At 74.0% G+C, this 19,427-nt stretch carries 14 protein-coding genes; 7 read left to right on the top strand and 7 right to left on the bottom strand.

The window, feature by feature from the left end; translation table 11 throughout:
- Positions 1–2: 2 nt before the first annotated feature.
- The 4 genes from ACQPXD_RS32170 to ACQPXD_RS32155 all read right to left on the bottom strand — a co-directional run bounded on the left by ACQPXD_RS32170 (position 3) and on the right by ACQPXD_RS32155 (position 3,481).
- Entirely contained in the window at positions 3–1,514 is a 1,512-nt protein-coding gene (locus ACQPXD_RS32170; RefSeq protein WP_432825088.1) for an ABC transporter substrate-binding protein, read from the bottom strand.
- 23 nt (positions 1,515–1,537) lie between these two features.
- Positions 1,538–2,269: a DUF1684 domain-containing protein gene (locus ACQPXD_RS32165; protein ID WP_432825087.1), complete on the bottom strand. Its 732-nt coding sequence runs from the start codon at positions 2,267–2,269 to the stop codon at positions 1,538–1,540.
- Positions 2,270–2,351: 82 nt separating this feature from the next.
- A complete protein-coding gene (locus tag ACQPXD_RS32160) occupies positions 2,352–2,936 on the bottom strand; it encodes a GNAT family N-acetyltransferase (RefSeq protein WP_432825086.1) in 585 nt (194 codons plus the stop codon).
- Positions 2,937–2,953: 17 nt separating this feature from the next.
- Positions 2,954–3,481 carry an AAA family ATPase gene (locus ACQPXD_RS32155; protein WP_432825085.1) on the bottom strand — a complete coding sequence of 176 codons (528 nt, stop codon included), beginning with the start codon at positions 3,479–3,481 and terminating at the stop codon, positions 2,954–2,956.
- Between the two features lie 99 nt (positions 3,482–3,580).
- Between ACQPXD_RS32155 and ACQPXD_RS32150 the strand changes: the two genes are divergently transcribed.
- From ACQPXD_RS32150 to ACQPXD_RS32135, 4 genes are read left to right on the top strand one after another with little or no spacing between them, the layout of a single operon-like run.
- Complete coding sequence (locus ACQPXD_RS32150; protein ID WP_432844032.1) at positions 3,581–4,015, top strand: (2Fe-2S)-binding protein; 435 nt, start codon at positions 3,581–3,583, stop codon at positions 4,013–4,015.
- Positions 4,012–5,016 (top strand): FAD binding domain-containing protein, encoded by a 1,005-nt coding sequence (locus ACQPXD_RS32145; protein ID WP_432825084.1) that lies wholly within the window; start codon positions 4,012–4,014, stop codon positions 5,014–5,016. The genes ACQPXD_RS32150 and ACQPXD_RS32145 overlap by 4 nt, the downstream gene beginning before the upstream one ends.
- Positions 5,013–7,223: a xanthine dehydrogenase family protein molybdopterin-binding subunit gene (locus ACQPXD_RS32140; RefSeq protein ID WP_432825083.1), complete on the top strand. Its 2,211-nt coding sequence runs from the start codon at positions 5,013–5,015 to the stop codon at positions 7,221–7,223. Before ACQPXD_RS32145 ends, ACQPXD_RS32140 begins: the two co-directional genes overlap by 4 nt.
- Before the next feature lie 4 nt (positions 7,224–7,227).
- Positions 7,228–8,094, top strand: a complete 867-nt coding sequence (locus ACQPXD_RS32135; protein ID WP_432825082.1) for a ketopantoate reductase family protein — start codon at positions 7,228–7,230, stop codon at positions 8,092–8,094.
- A 21-nt stretch (positions 8,095–8,115) separates the two neighbouring features.
- On the opposite strand, the gene ACQPXD_RS32130 is transcribed toward ACQPXD_RS32135, so the two are convergent.
- Positions 8,116–9,999: a HAMP domain-containing protein gene (locus ACQPXD_RS32130; RefSeq protein WP_432825081.1), complete on the bottom strand. Its 1,884-nt coding sequence runs from the start codon at positions 9,997–9,999 to the stop codon at positions 8,116–8,118.
- 197 nt (positions 10,000–10,196) lie between these two features.
- Between ACQPXD_RS32130 and ACQPXD_RS32125 the strand changes: the two genes are divergently transcribed.
- Complete coding sequence (locus ACQPXD_RS32125) at positions 10,197–10,991, top strand: class I SAM-dependent methyltransferase (protein WP_432825080.1); 795 nt, start codon at positions 10,197–10,199, stop codon at positions 10,989–10,991.
- Positions 10,992–11,655: 664 nt separating this feature from the next.
- Here the strand turns inward: ACQPXD_RS32125 and ACQPXD_RS32120 are convergent.
- Positions 11,656–12,402: a class I SAM-dependent methyltransferase gene (locus ACQPXD_RS32120; RefSeq protein WP_432825079.1), complete on the bottom strand. Its 747-nt coding sequence runs from the start codon at positions 12,400–12,402 to the stop codon at positions 11,656–11,658.
- 8 nt (positions 12,403–12,410) lie between these two features.
- Positions 12,411–14,393 carry an MGH1-like glycoside hydrolase domain-containing protein gene (locus ACQPXD_RS32115; RefSeq protein WP_432825078.1) on the bottom strand — a complete coding sequence of 661 codons (1,983 nt, stop codon included), beginning with the start codon at positions 14,391–14,393 and terminating at the stop codon, positions 12,411–12,413.
- Between the two features lie 275 nt (positions 14,394–14,668).
- On the opposite strand from ACQPXD_RS32115, the gene ACQPXD_RS32110 reads away from it, so the two are divergent.
- On the top strand, positions 14,669–15,769 hold the full coding sequence (locus tag ACQPXD_RS32110; RefSeq protein WP_432825077.1) for a LacI family DNA-binding transcriptional regulator: 1,101 nt from the start codon (positions 14,669–14,671) through the stop codon (positions 15,767–15,769).
- Positions 15,770–15,861: 92 nt separating this feature from the next.
- Positions 15,862–19,425 (top strand): endo-1,4-beta-xylanase, encoded by a 3,564-nt coding sequence (locus tag ACQPXD_RS32105; protein ID WP_432825076.1) that lies wholly within the window; start codon positions 15,862–15,864, stop codon positions 19,423–19,425.
- Positions 19,426–19,427: the final 2 nt, after the last annotated feature.

The raw sequence follows: 19,427 nt of genomic DNA, 5'->3' as shown, positions 1-19,427 counted from the left end.
GGTCAGGCCCGCTTCGTGATGCCGTAGGCGTAGAACTGCGAGTTCAGCCCGTTCACCGGGTAGCCCGACAGCGCCGACGAGGCGACCACGATCTGCGGGTAGAGGTACAGCCAGTCGCTCGCGGCGTCCTCGGCGATCTGCTGGTTGACCTTCTTGAGCAGCTCGGTCTGGGCCTGCTCGGAGTCGGCCTGCTCGGCCTGCTGGACCCACTGGGTCACCTGCGGGTTGTTGTAGCCCCAGTAGAAGTCGGGGTTGCCGTACCACACCACGTCGCGGTCGTTGACGTGCTCCTGCAGCGTCGCGGCGAAGTCCCGGTTCTTGTAGACCTTGGTGTACCAGTCGTCGGCGGTGATGACGTTGATGTTCACCGTGATGCCGACCTTGGCCAGCTCCGACTTCACGAACGTGGCGACCGTCGGGTGCGGGTCGTAGTTGGGCGTGTCGAGGCTGAACGTGAAGCCGTTCGGGTAGCCGGCCGCGGCCAGCTCCTGCTTGGCCTTGGCCACGTCGTACGGGTTGATGTGGGTGAGGTCGAGGTACCACGGGTCGCTGGGCGGCACCATCGAGCCGATCAGCGTGCCGTACTGGCCCCAGATGGACTGCAGCAGCTTCCTGTTGTCGATCGCCGAGGTGACCGCCTTGCGCACGGCCACGTTGTCGAACGGCGCCACCCGGTCGTTGAAGGCCAGCAGCAGCTTCGTCGTGGACTGCCCGTTGCTCACCTTGTAGCCGGCGTTGCCCTGGAACTGGCTCAGCGCGTCGGGGCTCTGCTGCGAGGTCACCACGTCGACCGCGTTGGTCAGCAGCGCGTTGTTCAGGGCGCTCGCGTCGGTGAAGTAGTGGAAGACCACGCCGGCGTTCGCGGCGGGGGTGCCCCAGTAGCCGGGGAACTTCTGCAGCGTCAGCGACGAGCCGCGCTTCCAGCCGTCGAGCCGGTACGGCCCGGTGCCGTCCTCGGTGGTGCCGAGGTTCTTGGCGTCGGCGTTGACGATCCAGACGTAGCTGAGGTTGTACACGAACGAGATGGACCGGGCGGCCAGGGTCACCGTCACCGTCCGGTTGTCCGGGGCGGCGATGCCGGTGATCTTCGGCAGGCTGCTCTTGCGGGCCGACTTCGAGTCGGGGCCGACCACCTTCTGGATGCTGTACTTGACGTCCTTGGCCGTCAGGGCCTTGCCGGAGTGGAACTTCACGCCGTCGCGCAGGGTGAACGTGTAGGTCAGCCCGTCCGGGCTCACCTTGGCGTCGCTCGCCAGCAGGCCGGACACCTTGCCGTCGTCGCCGAGCTTGAACAGGCCCTCGTAGACGTTGCCGTTGAAGGCCTCGGTCACGCCCTGGCCGCCGCCGGCGGTGTTGTCGAGGTTCTGCGGCTCGTAGAGGGAGCCGATCTGGATCGTCGCGTTGGGGTCGGGGCTACCGCCGCCGGACGGGTAGTCGGCGGAGGTGCCGCATGCGGCCAGCGCCAGGGCGGCCGCGACGACGGCGCCGAGCAGCGCCGTGCGCGTCTTGCTCACGATGTCTCCTACGAAAGGGGGCTTCAGTGCACCTGGAAGCCGTCACGGAAGACGGGGAACCGCTCGCCGGCCTCGATGGCCCGGTCGAACCGGTTCTGCCGCGGCGGGAGCGGACAGTTGTACTGCCCGGAGAAGCCGCAGGGCGGCACGAACGCCCGGTTGAAGTCGAGCACCACGGTGTCCTCGGCGGCGCCCCGCGTCACCTTGAGGAACCGGCCGCCGCCGTAGCTGTCCCGCCCATTGGTCCGGTCGCCGAAGACCAGCAGCAGGGTGCCGTCGTCGTCGAACGCGTCGAGCGAGTGCTCGACCCCGTCGAGGGTGAACCGGATGTCGCCGGGCACGGCCAGGTCGCGGGTCAGCCCGTTGTCGCGCAGGTGCTCGAACGGCACCAGCCGGGGCTCGGCCGCGGCGGTGAACCGCGCCTCGACGACCCAGGCGGGATCGAACGGGAACGCCTCGATCGTCTCGAAGTGTGCGATCGCCGGCGAGTGGGGGTCCCAGACGCGGAGGCCGTGCTCCACCGCGCCCGTGGTGAGGTGCCGCCGCTGCAGCGTGGTCACCGTCACCCCGCCGGGCAGGCCGCCGGGCGGCCGGGCCGCCGGCTCACCCGGGGCCGGCCAGCGGGTCTCCGTCAGCGCGAGGTTGCCGGTCGGCGCGGTCACCGCGGCCAGCCGCGCCGCCCGCCAGGCCGGCCAGCCTGAGCGCGCCCGCTCGACGACCGCCGGGGACGCTGACGGTGGGGCTGACGGGGACACGGTGGCCGCCTTCGCTGTGATCGGGTGTCACGAACCCCAGATAATCTACTTGGTAACTAGGGTTTTCACCCCATGGCCTTGCTCACATGATCAACCGGCCGGTCGGGATGAGGTCGGCCGGGATGAGGCTGTAGACGGCCATGTCGGTGCGCGGGCCGGCGCGGGTCGGCTCGACGTTGCGCCGCACGCCCTCGAAGCGGAAACCGGCCGCTTCCGCCACCCGGCGGGAGGCCGCGTTCCCGGTGTACGCCTGCAGCTGCACCCGCTCCAGGCGGCGCTCGGTCAACGCCCAGCGGGCCACCGCCGCGGCCGCCTCGGCGGCGTAGCCGTGCCCGCGCGCCCAGGGCGACGTCCAGTAGTGGATCTCCGTCGAGCGGGCCGTCCAGTCGGTGTTGAACAGCGACACGTGGCCGGCGAGCCGGCCGCCGTCCAGGGGCGCCAGCGCGAACCCGACGCCCTTGCCCTCGGTCCGGCGCTGTTCGATGCCGGTGGTACACCAGGACACCGCCGTCGGCAGGTCCGCGCCCGCGTAGGGGTAACCCACCGGCGCGCTGCGGATGTACGCCTCGTCCTGCCACGCTTCGTGCACGTCCCGGGCGTCGGCCGCGGTGAACGGCCGCAGCACCAGCCGCGCCGTGGTGAGCCGCGCCGGCGGAAAGACCTCCATGCCGAAAACCTAGCCGGTCAGCCGGCTGCCGCGATGATCCGCTCCACGAGCGCCACCCGCTCGGGCAGCGGCGCCGGCGGCACCTCGACCAGCTCGTAGCCCAGCTCGCGGTACACCTCGGCATGAATGCGCTCGAAGCGCTCGGCGTCGGCGAGGGTGATGCGGCGGGCGGCGGTCGGGGTGACGAACCCCATCAGCTGCACGAACAGCACCCGGCGCTGGAAGACCGCGCGGCGCTCGATGCGGGCCGCCTCGCGGGCCAGCGCGGCGGTCGGCGCCAGTCCACTGTAGACGGCCAGGGCGAGGGTGCAGACCGGCGAGCGGTCGAAGACCTGCACCGGCCCGCGGGCGGCGCGCTCGCGGGCCCGCTGCACGGCCACGATCCGGTCCAGGAAGGCCGGGCCGTCCGCCTCCAGCGCCGGGCACTCGGCGATGACGTCGGTGGCCGCCTCGTCAACGACCGGGTGGCCGCGCTCGCGCAGCGCGCGGGCGATGGTGGTCTTTCCCGCGCCTGGGGCGCCGGTGAGCACGAACCTGCGGGTCACGGTACCTCCGGACGGTTTGCGGTGCGGGCCGGCGGGTAGCGGCGGCCCATCATGAACGGGTTGACGGAACACAGTGGCGGCGCGTCGGTCGCCGTGCGGATGCGGGTGAACGGCCGCGACGAGCGGCTGGACGTGCCGGCGTGGGTGACGCTGCTCGACGCGTTGCGCGACCGGCTGGGGCTGACGGGGCCGAAGAAGGGGTGCGACCAGGGGGCCTGCGGGGCCTGCACGGTGCACCTGGACGGGCGGCGGGTGCTGTCCTGCCTGACCCTGGCCGCGCAGTGCGACGGGCGCGAGGTCCTCACGGTCGAGGGGCTCGGGGGCGCCCATCCGGTGCAGGAGGCGTTCGTGCGCCACGACGCCTTCCAATGCGGATACTGTACGCCCGGGCAGGTGCTCTCCGCGATCTCCCTCATCGACGAGGGGCGGGCCGGCACCGACGCGGACATCCGCGAGTACATGAGCGGCAACCTGTGCCGCTGCGGCGCCTATCCGAACATCGTCGCCGCGATCCGGGAGGCGGCCGGCCGATGACCCGCTTCGCCTACGCCCGGCCGGCCGACGCCGCCGACGCGGTCGCGCTGGTCAGCGCCGACCCGGACGCCGCCTACCTGGCCGGCGGCACCACCGAGCTCGACCTGGCGGTCAAGGACGGGGTCATCGCCCCGACCCGCCTGGTCGACATCAGCCGGCTGCCGCTGCACGAGATCTCCCTGATCGGTACCGCCACCACACCGATCCTCAGGATCGGCGCGACGGCCACCATGGAGCGCCTCGCCGCGCACCCGGCCGTCGCCGCCCGGCTGCCGCTGGTGCGCCTGGCGCTGCTGGCCGGGGCGTCGGTGCAACTGCGCAACATGGCCACCATCGGCGGGAACCTGCTGCAGCGCACCCGCTGCCGCTACTTCCGCGACGCCGCCGAGCCGGCCTGCAACAAGCGCACCCCGGGCAGCGGCTGCGGCGCGGTGGCCGGCCCCGCCCGCATGCACGCGATCCTCGGCGCGTCGCCGGCCTGCATCGCCGCGCACGGCTCGGACCTGGCGGTGGCGCTGACCGCCCTGGACGCGCTCGTGCACGTGCGCGGCACCGACGGGCCGCGGGAGGTGCCGCTGTCCGAGCTGTACCTGCTGCCGGGCCCGGCGCCGGACCGCGAGACGGTGCTGCGCCACGGCGAGCTCATCACCGCCGTGGACGTGCCGGTGCCGCTGGAGGGGACCCGGTCGACGTACCTGAAGGTCCGCGACCGCGCGTCGTACGAGTTCGCGCTCGCCTCCGCCGCCGTGGCCGTCGTGGTGCGCGGGGGCGTCATCACCGACGCGCGGCTCGCGCTGGGCGGCGTCGCCACGGTGCCCTGGCGCGCCCGCGGGGCCGAGGAGCTGCTGCGCGGCGAGCGCCCCGGCGACGAGGCGTTCCGGGCCGCGGCCGAGGCGGCGGTCCGCGACCCGTTCACCGTGCCCGGCACCGAGTTCAAGGTGGAGCTGGCCCGGCGCACGCTGGTGCGCGCGCTGCGGATGACGACGGGAGAGCTGTCGTGACCGTGCTCGAACCGCCGCCGGTGCTCGGCGCCGCCGTCGACCGGGTCGACGGGCCGGCGAAGGCGCACGGCGCCGCGGAGTACTCCATCGACGTCGCCTATCCGCACATGGCCCACGCCGCGCTGGTGCGCTCCACCATCGCCGCCGGCCGGCTGCGCGCGGTGGAGACCGACGCGGCGCTCGCGGTGCCCGGCGTGCTGGCGGTGCTCACCCCGTTCAACGCGCCGCGGGTCGAGCGCGGCCCGGACACCTGGGCCTGGCACCAGCCGCCCCCGCCGCTGCAGGACGACCGGATCGTCCACCATGGACAGTACATCGCGATGGCGGTCGCCGAGACCCCCGACGCGGCGCTCGAGTCCGCCCGCCGGGTCGTGGCCTCCTACGAGCCGGCCGACCCGATCCTGTCGCTGGACGACCCCCGGGCGCCGGAGGTGACCGACCCGTTCGGCAGCGACGTGCACCGGGGCGACGCCGCGGCCGCGATGGCCGGGGCCGACGTCGTCCACGACGCGCAGTACACCACCCCCGACGAGACGAACAACCCGCTCGGCCTCTTCGCCACCGTCGCGGTGTGGGACGGCGACCGGCTCACCGTGCACGACTCGACGCAGTGGCCGGACTCCACCCGCGAGGCCCTCGCGGGCGCGTTCGGCGTGCCGGAGAGCGGGGTGCGGGTCCTCGCGCCGTACGTCGGCGGCGGCTTCGGCGCCGGCCTGCGGGTCTGGCCGCACGTCGTGCTCGCCGCGCTCGCCGCCCGCCACGTCGGCCGCCCGGTGCGGCTGGTGCTGAGCCGGCCGCAGATGTTCACCGGCGTCGGGCACCGCCCGGCGACCGTGCAGCGGGTCCGGCTCGGCGCCCGCCGCGACGGCACCCTGGTCGCGATCGAGCACACGTCGGTGCAGCCGGTCGCGGTCAACGACGACAACGGGCCGGAGTCGGTGACGACCGTCTCGACGGTGGGGTACGCCTGCCCGAACGTGACGGCCGTCGACGTCCAGCGCCGGCTGAACATCCCGGTGCCCACCTCGATGCGCGCCCCCGGCGACGCGCAGGGCCACTTCGGGCTCGAGTGCGCGATGGACGAGCTGGCCTACGCCCTGGGCATGGACCCGGTGGAGCTGCGGCTGCGCAACTACGCCGAGCGGCACCCGCAGCTGGGCCTGCCCTGGTCCAGCAAGGCGCTGCGGGACTGCTACACCCACGGCGCCGACTGGTTCGGCTGGTGGGACCGCGACCCGCGGCCCGGCTCGACCCGCCGCGGCGACATCCTCGTCGGCTACGGCATGGCCGGCGTGAGCTTCTTCTGGTTCCAGGCCGCCTGCTCGGCCCGGGCCACGATCGACCGGACCGGCCAGGCCTACGTGTGCAGCGCCGCCACCGACATCGGCACCGGGACGTACACCGTCATGACCCAGCTCGCCGCCGACCGGCTCGGCCTGCCGCTGCACCGCGTGCGTTTCGGCCTCGGCGACACTGAGCTGCCGCCGGCGCCGATGCAGGGCGGCTCGGGCATGACCGCGTCGCTGGGCAGCGCGGTGCACGCCGCCTGCGCCGCCCTGGTCGCCGACTTCATCCGCCGGGCCGTCGCCGACCCGGAATCCCCGCTGCACGGCGTGGACCCGGCCGAGATCACCGTCAGCGCCGGCCGGCTGCACCGCACCGGCGACCACGCCCGCGGCGAGCCCTACGCCGCCGTCCTCGACCGGCTCGGCCTGACCGAGCTGTCCGCCGACGCCTCGGCGGCGCCGGCCACCGCCGAGCGGACCGGCCTGGCCCCGGCCGGACCGTTCGCCGCCCGGTTCGTGGAGGTCCATGTCGACGCCGACCTCGGCACGATCCGGGTGGCCCGGCTGACCACGGTCGTGGACGCGGGGCGGATCCTCAACCCGAAGACGGCCCGCAGCCAGATCATCGGCGGTACCACCGGCGGTATCGGCATGGCATTGCTGGAGGAGACCGTGACCGACCCGAACACGGGCCGGATCGCCAACGCCACCTTCTCCGACTATCTCGTCGCGGTCAACGCCGACGTGCCGGACCTCGACGTCGAGTTCGTCGGCGGCCCGGACCGCTTCAACCCGGTCGGGGTCAAGGGGGTGGGCGAGATCGGCCTGGTGGGCGTCGCCCCGGCCATCGCCAACGCGGTCTTCCACGCCACCGGCCGCCGCGTGCGCGATCTGCCGATCACGCTGGACAAGCTACTGTAGCCAGATGGCGGACGTTGCGATCCTCGGCCCGGGCGGCGTCGGCGGCCTGCTCGGCGCGGTGCTGACCCGCGCCGGTCACGACGTGGTCTACGTGGCCCGCCCCGAGACCGCGGCGGTGCTCAACGCCTCGGGCCTGAGCGTGCAGAGCGTGCAGTTCGGTGATTTCGCGGTGCTGGCCCGAGCCGTCGAAACCCTCGACGCCCCCGTCGGCCTGGCGATCGTGGCCACGAAGGCGGCGTCGCTGGACGCCGCCCTCGACCGCGCCCCGGCCCTGCCCGGCGCCGCCGTCCTGCCGCTGCTCAACGGCGTCGACCACATGGACACGCTGCGGCAGCGCTATCCCGGCGCCCGCGTCCTGGCCGGCGCGATCCGCGTCGAGTCCACCCGGGTCGCCCCCGGCCGGATCGAGCACACCAGCCAGTTCTCCGGCATCGAGCTGGCCGGCCCGGGCGCGGCCGAGGTCGCCGCGCTGCTGGAGTCCGCCGGCTTCGAGGTCACGCTCCGCTCCGGCGAGGCCGAGGTGCTGTGGGACAAGCTCGCCCTGCTGGCGCCCCTCGCGCTGATCACGACCGCGGCCCGGGCGAGCATCGGCACGGCCCGCGAGTCCCGCCGCACCGACCTCGTGGAGGTGGTGCAGGAGGTGGCCGCGGTCGCCAACGCCAGCGGCAGCGACACCGACCCGGCCGCGGTGCTGCGCATCCTCGACCTGGTCCCGGCCCAGATGAAGTCGTCGATGCTGCGCGACGCGGAGGCGGGCCGCCCGCTGGAGCTGGACGCGATCGGCGGCTCGGTCCTGCACGCCGGCGTCCGCCTGGGCATCCCGACCCCGGCCACCGCCCGGGTGGTGGCGGAGCTGCGCCCCATCGCCTGAACGGTTGCCGGCTCGGCGCGCTCAGCCGGGCAGCGCGGTCAGCCCCAGCGGCAGCTCCGCCCGCAGGCAGGTGCCTTCGCCGGGCGGGCTGTGCACACTGAGGGTGCCGCCGAGCGAGTCGACCCGGTCGGTCAGCCCGACCAGCCCGGAGCCGCGGGCCGGGTCGGCGCCGCCCGTGCCGTCGTCGCGCACGGTGAGCCGCAGCACCTCCTCGTCGGCCTCCGCCTCGATCCGCACGTGCGAGGCGTGGGCGTGCTTGGTGGCGTTGGCGAGGGCCTCGGCCGTGATGTAGTACGCGGCCACCTCGACCGCCTCGGGCAGCCGCCGGTCCACCCGCACGTCGACCTCGACCGGCAGCCGGCTGCGCCGGGCCATGCTCTTGAGCGCCGAGCGCAGGCCGCGCTCGGACAGCAGCGGCGGGTGGATCCCGCGGGAGATCTCCCGCAGGTCGTCGAGCACCCCGGTGAGCCGCTGGACCAGTGCGGCGACCCGCTGGCGCAGCTGTGGCTCGGTGTCGGGCACCTCCGTCTCCACCTCGCCGGCGTCGATGGCGATCGCGATGAGCTGCTGCTGGATGCCGTCGTGCAGGTCGCGTTCGATGCGCCGGCGGGCCTGGTCGGCGGCGAGGACCACGCGGGCCCGGGAGGCGGCCAGGTCGCTGCGCGCCTGGGCGTTGGCGACCGTGGTCGCAATGAGTTCGGTGGCGTCGGCCAGCCGCTCCGCGGTGTCCGCCGGCAGGGGCCGCTTGCCGATCACGGCCGCCGCCACCGCCCCCCACAGCCGCCCCTCGACCCGGATCGGCGCGCCCACGGCCTTGCGCACGCCGCTGCGGCGCAGCCGGGCGGCGAGCGGGCCGGCGGCCTCGTCGTAGGAGTCCATCCGGGCGACCCGGCCGGTGCGGCGCACCACGGCCGCGACGTTGTCGCCGGCCAGCTGCAGCCGGGTGCCGGTGGGCACCGCGACGCCGGCCCCGGCCCACGAGGCCATGATGGTGCCCTCGTCGTCCGCCTCGAACCGCACGATGTGCGCGGTGTCGGCGCCGATGAGCTGGCCGATCTCGGCGGCGACGCCGTCGAGCACCTCGCGCTGCCCCTCGCCGCGCGCCACCCGGGTGGCGATGCGGCGCAGCGCGGCCTGGGTCCGGCCGTAGCGCGCCAGGTCCTCGACGTGGCCGCGCACCGAGCCGCTCATCGCGTTGAGCGCGCGGTTGAGCTCGCCGATCTCCCCGGCGCCGCGCTCCGGCACGCTGGCGTTCAGCTCGCCGCGGCCCATCCGGCTGGCCATCGCCACCGCGCGGCGCACCGGCCGGACGACGACGCCGACGAGGTACTTGAGCATCCACCCGGTCACGAGCACGGCGAAAACCAGCCCCACCACGATCGCGACGATCGTGCGCTGCATGGTCGCCCGGGCCTGCCGATTGTGCTGCGCGGCGAGCCGCCGCTCGTCCGCGGCGAGCCGCTGGAGCTCCCCGCGCACCAGCGCGATGCGCCGCTCGTTCGCCTGTTGTCCCGACGTGGGCCGGCCCTGCAACTGCTCCGTCTGCTCGGCGACGTAGTCCTGGCCGTCGAGGACGGTCCGGTGGGCCAGCCGGGCCTCGCCCGGGTCGTGCGCGAGCCGCTCCAGGCGCGCGAGCGCGTCGGTGAGGCCGTCCCGCTCGGTCTGCCATTCGCGCAGCGCGGCCGGGTCGTGGGTGGCCAGGTAGCGTCGCTCGGCGCGGTCGAGCTCCAGCACCAGCCGCTCCGCCCGTGCGTCGAGGTCGAGCAACGCGGCGGAGTGGTCCGACCACTGGTCGGCGGCGCGCTGGTCACGGATGCCGACCACGGCGGCGACGAGCACCGCGACCAGGACGAGGATGAGCAGCCCGCTGGCAGCGGCCAGCCGGCGAACCAGTCCACCGGGCACGGTGACCTCCGTTCCGGACCCGCGGTGCCGGCCCGGTGCGGGCGTGCGGTACACATCACCCGAATCCGCTCAATCGGGACCATCACCGCAAAATGCGCTGTTGCCAGCCTATCGCCTGGGTCCGCGCCCCGGCCGGGCGCTCCGCGCCCGGTTCACCCCGCGTCACCTGCGTGCCCGCGCCCGCTACGCTCACCCCCGTGGGCGGCGATGTGTGGGCGCTCGGCGATGCCTACGAGGCGTACGTCGGCCGGTGGAGCGTCCGCGTCGCCGACCGGTTCCTGGAGTGGCTGGCCGTGCCCGCCCGCCGGCGCTGGCTCGACGTCGGCTGCGGCACCGGGGCCCTGACCGCCCGGATCTCGGCGCTGGCGGACCCGGCCCGGCTCGCCGGCGTCGACCCGTCCGCGGGCTTCCTGACCAGCGCCCGCTCCCGCGTGCCACCCGGCCGCGCGTCGTTCTGCGCCGCCGACGCCCGGGCGCTGCCCTTCGCCGACCACACGTTCGACGCGGTGGTCAGCGGCCTGGCCCTGAACTTCGTGCCCGACCCCGGCCGAGCCGCCGCCGAGCTCACCCGGCTGGCCGCGCCGGGCGGCGTGGTGGCCGCCTATGTCTGGGACTATGCCGGCGGCATGGCGATGTTACGGTACTTCTGGGACGCCGCCGCCACCCTCGACCCACCCGCCGCCGACCGCGACGAGGGCCGCCGCTTCCCGCTCTGCCACCCCGGGCCGCTGACCGACCTGTGGACCGCCGCCGGCCTGCGGGCGGTGACGGTGCGGGAGATCGAGATCGCAACGGTGTTCGCTGGCTTCGCCGACTTCTGGCGCCCGTTCCTCGGCGGCCAGGGACCCGCGCCCGGCTACGTCGCGTCCCTCACCGAGGACCACCGCACCGCCCTGCGCGACCTGCTGCGCGCCCGCCTGCCCTCCGGCCCGGACGGGACCATCCCACTCACCGCCCGCGCCTGGGCGGTGACCGGAACCGCCCCGGCCTGACCGGCCTCCGCCCGCCCACCTCCGCGCGCGAGCGGAACGCGTGACCGTCGGCTCCGCGCCCAGCAAGCGCCGGCAGCTCCGGTCGGCAGCACCGGCGGCGCCGATCACAAGCGCGCCGCGCGTGACGGCGCGCTCGACTCGCGACGCGGCCGCGCACCGCGCTGGGGCCCGGGCTGGCGCGGGCCGCCTTTCCCCCTCGACCGAAAGGCTCACGCGGACTGCTCACCGGCCCCACACGCGCCGCTCACCCAGAGCACAGACCGACGTTCAGGCGTGATCCGCCGGGCACGATCGGCGATCACGTTCCCGCGGCGGGCGCTGCACGCCGCCGAGCACGGCGCAGCGACCGGAAGTCTCCGCGATCATGCGCAACTGGCACTGACACCAACGGTTTTTCATGATCGCGGAGCGCTGATGTACCCCCGTGTACCACAAGTCTCCGGGATCATGGCAAACCCGGTGTGCGGTCACCGCGGGCATCATGATCACGGAGACATACATCCGGCCGGGCCGCGCGGATCGGATATCGCGCCGAGCGGGTGCGAAATCCGCGACGTCGGCCCCGGCCGCGCCGCCCAGGGGCCGGCGCCGATGACGGATCGTGCCCCACCGGCGGCCATCGCCGCGCGGGCGGCGGGGTCAGGTGGCGCGGCGGGCGGCGGGGTCAGGTGGCGCGGCGGGCGGCGACGATGAGGAAGTTCGGGAGGTGGACGTAGGCGTCGATGCCGTCGGGGCCGTCGGCGGCGGCCTCGGGGGTCAGGCCGGGCTCGGCGATCTCGGTCAGCCGGCAGCCGAGGCCGATGAGCTGGTTGAGGTAGGCCGAGACGGTGCGGTGGAAGTCGACGCCGCTGGGCCCGGGAATCTCGTACTCGGCGAGGTAGCAGTCCGTGCGGTACTCGCCGTGCCGGCGCCACGACGACCACAGCCGCTCGAAGCACGGGTGGTTGACCGTGAAGACGAACAAGCCGCCGGGTTTGAGCGCGCGCACGCACGCCCGCATGGCGCCGGTCCAGTCCGGGACGGCGGGCAGGACCATGCTGGCGACCGCGGCGTCGAACGGTGGGCCGAGGTCCGGCAGGGCGCACAGGTCGGCCCGGACGTACCGGATGCCCTGCGGCGCGGCGGTCTCCCGCTCCACGGCGAAGTCGAACAGCGACCGGCCGGGCTCGACGCCGACGACCCGGGCGCCGCGCCCGGCCAGCATCCGGCTGAGGTAGCCGTTGCCGCAGCCGGCGTCGAGCACCCGCCGCGCGGTCACGTCGCCGAGCAGGCGCAGGAGAACCGGGTTGATCAGGTGGCGCTTGGCGAAGTCGCCGTCGCGGGCCGTGGCCCGCAGTGCGTCGCGGGGCATCGCGCCCCAGCGCTCGATGGCCAGGTCGTTGGTCCATTCGGTCGCGATGGCTGCCTCCAAGGCTTGGTCTACGGCGCGGGCAGCACGACGGGGGCGGGGGAGACGGCGTGGCCGTCGACGGTGACCTGGGTGCCGGTCGGAGTGCACTCGACGTCGATGGTGCGGCCGCGCCAGCGTAGGCCCTGCAAGGTGAGGTTGCCAGGGGGTGGTGGCGGCGCGATGAGCAGGCCGCCGTCCGGGCGGGGGCGGATACCCGCCAGGCCCAGCAGGATGGCCTCGGCGCCGGTGAGGCCGGCGATGACGTTGGCGCGGCGGCCGGTGGGGGGTGCGGCCGGGCGGTCGGCGTAGTGCTCCTGCGGGAAGTACGGGTAGTGCTCGCCCATCCACAGCAGGCGGGACAGGACCGTCCAGGCCAGCGCGGGGCGGCCCAGTTCCCACAGGGTCAGGGCCAGCTGCGGGGCCTCGCCGGTGTAGGCGCCGCCGCCCGACCAGTCCGTGTCGCCCAGTTCGTAGTGGCGCTCGTCCTCGGCGCTGACGCTGCTCACGCCGTAGGTGCCCAGGAAGGCGCCGGGGCGGATGCGGTCGAGCAGGGCCTCGGCCATGTCGGGGGTGCAGGCGCCGGCGCGCAGGGCGTCGTAGGCCTGGATCGAGTAGGCCAGCTCCGTGTGGCCGTCCGGGTAGCGGCTGCGGAACCAGCGGGCCTGCGGGTCCCACAGCTCGGCGGCGACCGCGGCGCGGACCCGCCCGGCGGTGGCCCGCAGGTCGGCGACCGGCAGTACCGCGCCCGAGGCCTCGGCCAGGGCGGCCAGGGCGTCGAGGTATCCGGCCCGCTCGGCGTTGGGGCTGGCGACCACGTGCTCCCAGCCGGCGCCGCGCATCTCCAGCAGGTTGTGCTGGGTGCCGTAGTCGCGCAGTTCGCCGGCGGCCGGGAAGCGGGCGTCGAGCGCGGCGATCGTGTCGTGCAGGCGCTCCACCAGGCCGGGCGCGATGCCGCGCTGGGCGGCGACGGCGGTGGTCAGGGTGACCAGGGACCAGCCGCTGTAGGCGTAGGCCACGCCCAGGCCGGTGCCGTCCGGTGCGATCGCGTAGTGCTGCGTCAGGTCGGCCTTCAGCAGGGCCTCCAGCAGGTCCGTCGCCGTGTCGCCGAGCATCAGGGCCAGGACGTTGGGCGCGTAGCCGCCGGTGTCCCACATGTAGGCGCACAGTGCGCCGCCGTCGATGCCCGACGTGGCCACGAACGGGCTGGTAACGAACGACGGGTTGTCCCACAGGCAGACCAGGCCGCTGGCCAGGCTGCGCCGCCAGTAGGCGTCCAGGCCCGGGATGTCCGTCTCCAGGCGGGGGACCGCGGCGAGGGCGGTGCCGAGGCGCCGTTCCCAGCGGGCGGTGGCGTCACGAGCCCAGTCCGCCGGGTTTTCCGTGGGGGTACCCCCGGTGCCCAGCTCGACCCCGAGCACGAACCCGGCGGAGCCACCGGCCGGGATGCGGGCCTCGAGGGTGCCGTGCGTCAGCGTCAGCGTCGCCGCCCCGGTCGCCGGGTCCTCGGGCCGGGGCGGCATCCAGCCCCACTCGGCCAGCGGCACCCGCATCGGCCGGCCGGCCGACAGCCGGGGCAGCAGCCGGACCTCGGCCTCACGGTCCGCGCGGTTGCCGACCGTGACCTCCAGGGTGTAGCCGCCGGCGCCGTGGCGGGGCGTGAGCCGGCTGCGCACGGCGAGCGAGACGAGGCCGCCGTCGCCGTACTGGTGGAACGTCCCGCTCCGCTCGATCCGGTCCGGCCGCCAGGTGCCGCCGGAGCTCAGCACGCCGCGGCCGAAGCCGGCGATGCCGGGGCGGACGCCGTCGTCGACCGGGCGGCCGTCGACCTCCAGGGTCACCGTCAGCGCGCTGTCCGGCGCGGCGTAGGGCGGGGCGAAGCAGCCGCCGGCCCCGCACACCGTGCCGGGCACGGCGCGCACGGCGGTCCAGCCGCTGCTCACCCACGCCTGGTCGGGGTTGGCGTGGCGGCGGAGGTCGAAGGCGAAGTCGGGCAGCGAATAGCCTGCGGTCATGCCGGTTCCTCAACGAAGCGTCGGTGACCGGCGAGGCCCGTGACGGCTTGAGACTGCGAGCTTGCCATCCCGCCCGCGGCGAGCGCAACGGCCGGGGCCGGGAACTGGGGGATTGCCATTGGACCGGTCCACTGCTAGCGTCCGGCTCAGGCGTTGGACCGATCCAACGCGACCGGCGAAAACAGTGATCCCCACGGTGCCTCCCCGGGCGGAGGCACGTACCCCAACAATGGAGCCCACACCACGGGTACCTGGAGCCATGACGGAGGGCCGGCATGCCGAAGCTGACGATTCGCGACATCGCGCAGCTGGCCGGGCTGTCCAAGAGCACGGTCTCGCTCGTGCTCAACAACAGCCCGAAGGTCGACCCGGCCACGCGCGAGCGGGTCCTCGAGGTCATGCGCAGCCACAACTACACCCCCAGCACCGCGGCGACTGCCCTGGCCAAGGGGCGCACGCCGTTCATCGGGATGATCGTGCCGGGCCTGACCTGGCACATGGTCGCCGCGGTCAACTACGGCGTCGCGTCGGTCTTCGAGCCGTCGCCGTACGAGATCATCCTGTACACCGCGACCAACGAGAAGGACTACGGCCCGCTGGTGGAGCGCATCACCGCCTCCGGGCTGTCCGCCGGCCTGCTCGTGGTCACCCACGACCAGCCCCTCGAGCCGCTGGAGCAGCTGCACCGCTCCGGGCTGCCCGTGGTGCTGGTCAACACCCTCGCCACGCCGTCGCGGCTGCCGTCCGTGCGGGCGGACAACTACGACGGCACCCGGATCGCGCTGCGGCACCTCATCGAGCTCGGGCACACGCGCATCGCCTGCGTGCAGGGCCTGATGGAGTACGCGTGCTGCCAGGACCGGTACCGCGGCTATCTCGACGGCCTCGCCGAGGCGGGCATCGCCGCCGATCCCCGGCTCACCGCCGCCGGCGCCTTCCACGCCCCGACCGTCCGGGAGCGGGTGAGTGAGCTGCTCACCGGCCCGGACCGGCCGACGGCGGTGGTCGCGCAGAACGACAACACGGCCTACGCGGTCATGGAGGCGGCGATCGACTGCGGCCTGCGCGTGCCGCAGGACATCTCCGTCGTCGGCTTCGACGACATCGCCTCGTCGGCCGACACCCATCCGCCGCTGACCACGGTGCGCCAGCCCTTCCCGGAGATGGGCATGGCGGCCGCCGGGATGCTGCTCGCCATGATCGACGGCAGCGGCGGCACCGAGCCGGTGATCACGCTCCCGACCGGCCTGATCGTCCGGGAGAGCACCGCCCGGGTCCCGTCGGCGCCCTACCCGCCGGCCCGCACCGCCGAGCCCCGGCCGGAGACGCACCGGCCGTGGAGCGGGCTCGGACCGAACATCAGCACCCAGCGCTAGCACACACCCCAACACCCTTCGCCCACCGCTGTGTCCCATGTGGACACCAGCGTCGGTGAAGCGCTGCCACCAGCACTGGAAAGGCATCGCTCATGAAACGCTTCCGCCCACCGATCGCGGCCGGCCTCGTGGCCGTGCTGGTCGGCGCCGCGGCGGTCCTGGCCGCCGATCCCGCGCACGCCGCACCGCCGGCCGAGATCATGCCGGCCGACCCGCTGACCGCGTTCACCCAGGTCAAGGGCGACACCCCGCCCACCACGCAGCTCGTACCGATCACCGGCAACCCAGACTTCAGCCAGGCACTGCAGGTCACCACCACGGCCGCGCCGCACAGCGCCGGGCTCGACGGCGAGTACGAGATCGCCCTCGGCGCCGACATCGCCGGCACCGTCGCGCAGGGCGACGCCGCCCTGGCCACCTTCTGGGCCCGCTCGGTCCAGCCGATCGCCGGCACCGACGCCGGCAGTGGCTTTGGGGAGGCGACCTTCATCTTCGAGCGCGACGGCGGCAGCTACACCAAGTCGGCCAACGCCCCGCTGAAGCTCGGCGCGCAGTGGCAGAAGTTCCAGTTCCCGTTCCGCATCGCCGAGAACTACGGGCCCGGCGACGCGCACTTCCAGCTGTGGCTGGGCTACGGCCCGCAGGTGCTGCAGATCGCCGGGGTGTCCGTGCTGGACTACGGCCCGGGCAGCCCGGCCGGCTGGCCCGCGGTGACCTACGCCGGCCGGGAGAGCAACGCCGCCTGGCGCGCGTCCGCCGCGGCCCGCATCGACCAGTACCGCAAGGGCGACCTGCGCGTCGACGTGGTCGACACCGCCGGTCACCCGGTGCCCGATGCCGACGTCTCGGTGAAGATGCAGGACCACGCGTTCGACTTCGGCACCGCCGCGTCCGCGCAGTGGCTGCTGTCCGACTCGCCGGACGGCGCGAAGTACCGCGACGCGGTCACCGGCAATTTCAACTCGCTGTCCCTGGGCAACGACCTGAAGTGGAACTACTGGGAGGACCAGGCCCTGCGCACCCGCAGCACGCTGCCGGCGCTGGAGTGGCTGCGGGACAACGACATCAAGGTCCACGGGCACAACCTGGTCTGGGGCTCCTGGGGGCTGATGCCGCCCGACGTGAAGAACCTGGCCGGCGACCCGGCCGCGCTGCGGGCCCGCATCGACGCCCACGTCACCGACGAGGCCGGCGCGCTCAAGGGCATCGCCGGCGAGTGGGACGTGGTCAACGAGCCGTACTCGGAGCACAACGTCACCGACATCCTCGGCCAGGCCGAGATCGGCCGCTGGTTCACCCTGGCCCGCCAGGCCGACCCGCAGGCGGAGCTGTACCTCAACGAGTACGACCTCATCGAGGACAACGGCTGGAACCTGCGCAAGCAGCAGTACGTCTACGACCTGCTCTCCTCGCTCAAGGCGCAGCACGCGCCGGTCGACGCGCTGGGCATCCAGGGCCACTTCACCGGCCTGCAGCTCACCCCGCCGCAGGACCTGCCCGCCCTGTTCGACCGCTACGCGAACCTCGGCCTGCCGCTGAAGATCACCGAGTTCGACGTGGCCACCGACGACGAGCAGCTGCAGGCGGACTACACCCGCGACTTCCTCACCATGGCGTACAGCTACCCGGACATCACCGGCGTGAGCAGCTTCGGCTTCTGGCAGAACAACATCTGGAACCCGCTGGTCGCCTACTACCGGCCCGACTGGACGCCCAAGCCCAACCTCCAGGTGCTCCAGGATTTGCTGTTCCACCAGTGGTGGACCAACGCGTCGGGCAAGACGGCGCAGTCCGGGCGGTACAGCGTCCGCGGCTTCCAGGGCGACTACCTCGTCACCGTCACCGTCAACGGCGTCGCCAAGCAGGTCGCGGTGAGCATGCCGACCAACGCCGGCGCCACCGTGAAGGTCGTCGCCGACGGCATCCCGATCAGCGTGCGCACCGGCGACGGCAACAAGCTGCCCGGCGGCGGCTTCGAGCACGGCACGAACGGCTGGACGCCGCTCGCCTCGGGCGCGGCGCCGGTCGGCGACGCGATCGGCGGCTCGGGCGCGGCCCGCACCACGGTCAGCGCCACCGGCGGCGGGCTCAGCCAGCCGGTGCTCGGCCTCACGCCCGGCACCAGCTACACGCTGACCGGCTGGGGCAAGTCCAGCGGGCCGGGCAACCAGTGCTACATCGGCGTGCGCGGCGGGCCGGCGCCCGGGACGACCAGCTTCCAGTACACGCTGAACTATCGCGACGAGACCGCCTACACGCAGAAGGTCGCCGCGTTCACGCCGCCCAGCGGTACCGGCTGGGCGGAAACATTCCTCTGGCAGAACCCGGGCGTGCCCGCCGGGCTGTCCTGCACCTTCGACGAGGTGGCGCTCACCCCGACCGTCGGCACGGCACCGGCCTCCCCGGCGCCGCCCTGGGTCACCCCGAAGCTGCCCGGCAACCTCAACACCCTGGCCAACGGCGACGCCGAGGGCGGCAGCACCAGCGGCTGGTACTGCCTCGGCGCCTGCGGCAGCCTCTCGGTGGCGAGCAGCCCGACGCACGCCGGCTCCGGCGCGCTCAAGGTGACCGGCCGCACCGCCAACTGGGTCGGCCCGGCCCAGGGCGTGACCGTCGGGCTCAACGGCCGCTACGACGCCTCCGCCTACGTGCGGCTGGCCACGCCCGGCACCGCGACCGCCGAGATCCGGCTGAAGGTGTGGACCTCGACCGGGCAGTACACGATCGGCTTCGGCTCGGCCCAGGTCAGCGACGCCGGCTGGACCCAGGTCAAGGCGAGCGACGTGCCGGTGACCTTCCCCGGTTCCTACACGCGGGCCGAGTGGTGGGTCGACACCACCGCCGGCACCCCGGACCTGCTCGTCGACGACGCCGTGTTCAACGTGCACGCCTCGCCGCCGGCCGGCGTGGACCTGCTGGGCAACGGCGACGTGGAGACCACCGCCCCCGGCTGGTACTGCTTCTCGCCCTGCACGGCGAGCGCGGTGACCTCGCCGGTGCACACCGGTGGCAAGGCGCTGCGGGCCACGAACCGCACCTACGAGTGGGCCGGCCCGGCCCAGGGCGTGCAGCTCACCAACGGCGCGAGCTACAAGACCTCGGCGTGGATCCGGCTGGCCGACGGCGCACCGCCGACGACGGCGCTGATCAAGGCGAAGCTGTCCTTCAGCGACGGCACCTCTTCGAGCGTGCCGATGGCCCAGGGCACCGTCACGGCCGGCGCGTGGACCCAGGTGTCGGCCAACAACGTCCAGCTGAGCTGGACCAAGACGCTGACCAAGGCCGAGTGGTGGATCAGCACCACGGCCGGCGCCGACGACCTCTACGTCGACGACGCCGCCCTGCAGCCGGCCGGCACCGACGAGACCGCGTTCTCGAAGGTCGTGCCGCGCGACGTGTGCGTGCTACCGGCCGGCGGCAACGCCTACACGGCGTACTTCGGCTACAACAACCCCAACGCCTTCGGGCTGCCGGTGCCGATCGGCGCGGCCAACACCTTCACCCCGGCTCCCGCCGATCGCGGCCAGCCGGTGGCGTTCCTGCCCTTCCAGCGGCCCCGCCGGGTGGCCGTGCCCTTCACGTCCGGCTCCTCGGTGACCTGGCAGCTGGGCGGGCAGAGCGTGACCGTCACCGCGATGACACCCCAGTGCGTATAACC

Source organism: Dactylosporangium sp. CA-092794 (assembly GCF_050948465.1).
Lineage (GTDB): Bacteria > Actinomycetota > Actinomycetes > Mycobacteriales > Micromonosporaceae > Dactylosporangium.
This window is presented reverse-complemented; position numbering and strand designations above follow the sequence as displayed.

Coding starts and splice junctions, on each gene's coding strand:
- ACQPXD_RS32150 (WP_432844032.1), top strand. CDS start 3,581: ATGCGGGTGAACGGCCGCGACGAGCGGCTGGACGTGCCGGCGTGGGTG.
- ACQPXD_RS32115 (WP_432825078.1), bottom strand. CDS start 14,393: ATGACCGCAGGCTATTCGCTGCCCGACTTCGCCTTCGACCTCCGCCGC.
- ACQPXD_RS32105 (WP_432825076.1), top strand. CDS start 15,862: ATGAAACGCTTCCGCCCACCGATCGCGGCCGGCCTCGTGGCCGTGCTG.
- ACQPXD_RS32110 (WP_432825077.1), top strand. CDS start 14,669: ATGCCGAAGCTGACGATTCGCGACATCGCGCAGCTGGCCGGGCTGTCC.
- ACQPXD_RS32135 (WP_432825082.1), top strand. CDS start 7,228: ATGGCGGACGTTGCGATCCTCGGCCCGGGCGGCGTCGGCGGCCTGCTC.
- ACQPXD_RS32160 (WP_432825086.1), bottom strand. CDS start 2,936: ATGGAGGTCTTTCCGCCGGCGCGGCTCACCACGGCGCGGCTGGTGCTG.
- ACQPXD_RS32145 (WP_432825084.1), top strand. CDS start 4,012: ATGACCCGCTTCGCCTACGCCCGGCCGGCCGACGCCGCCGACGCGGTC.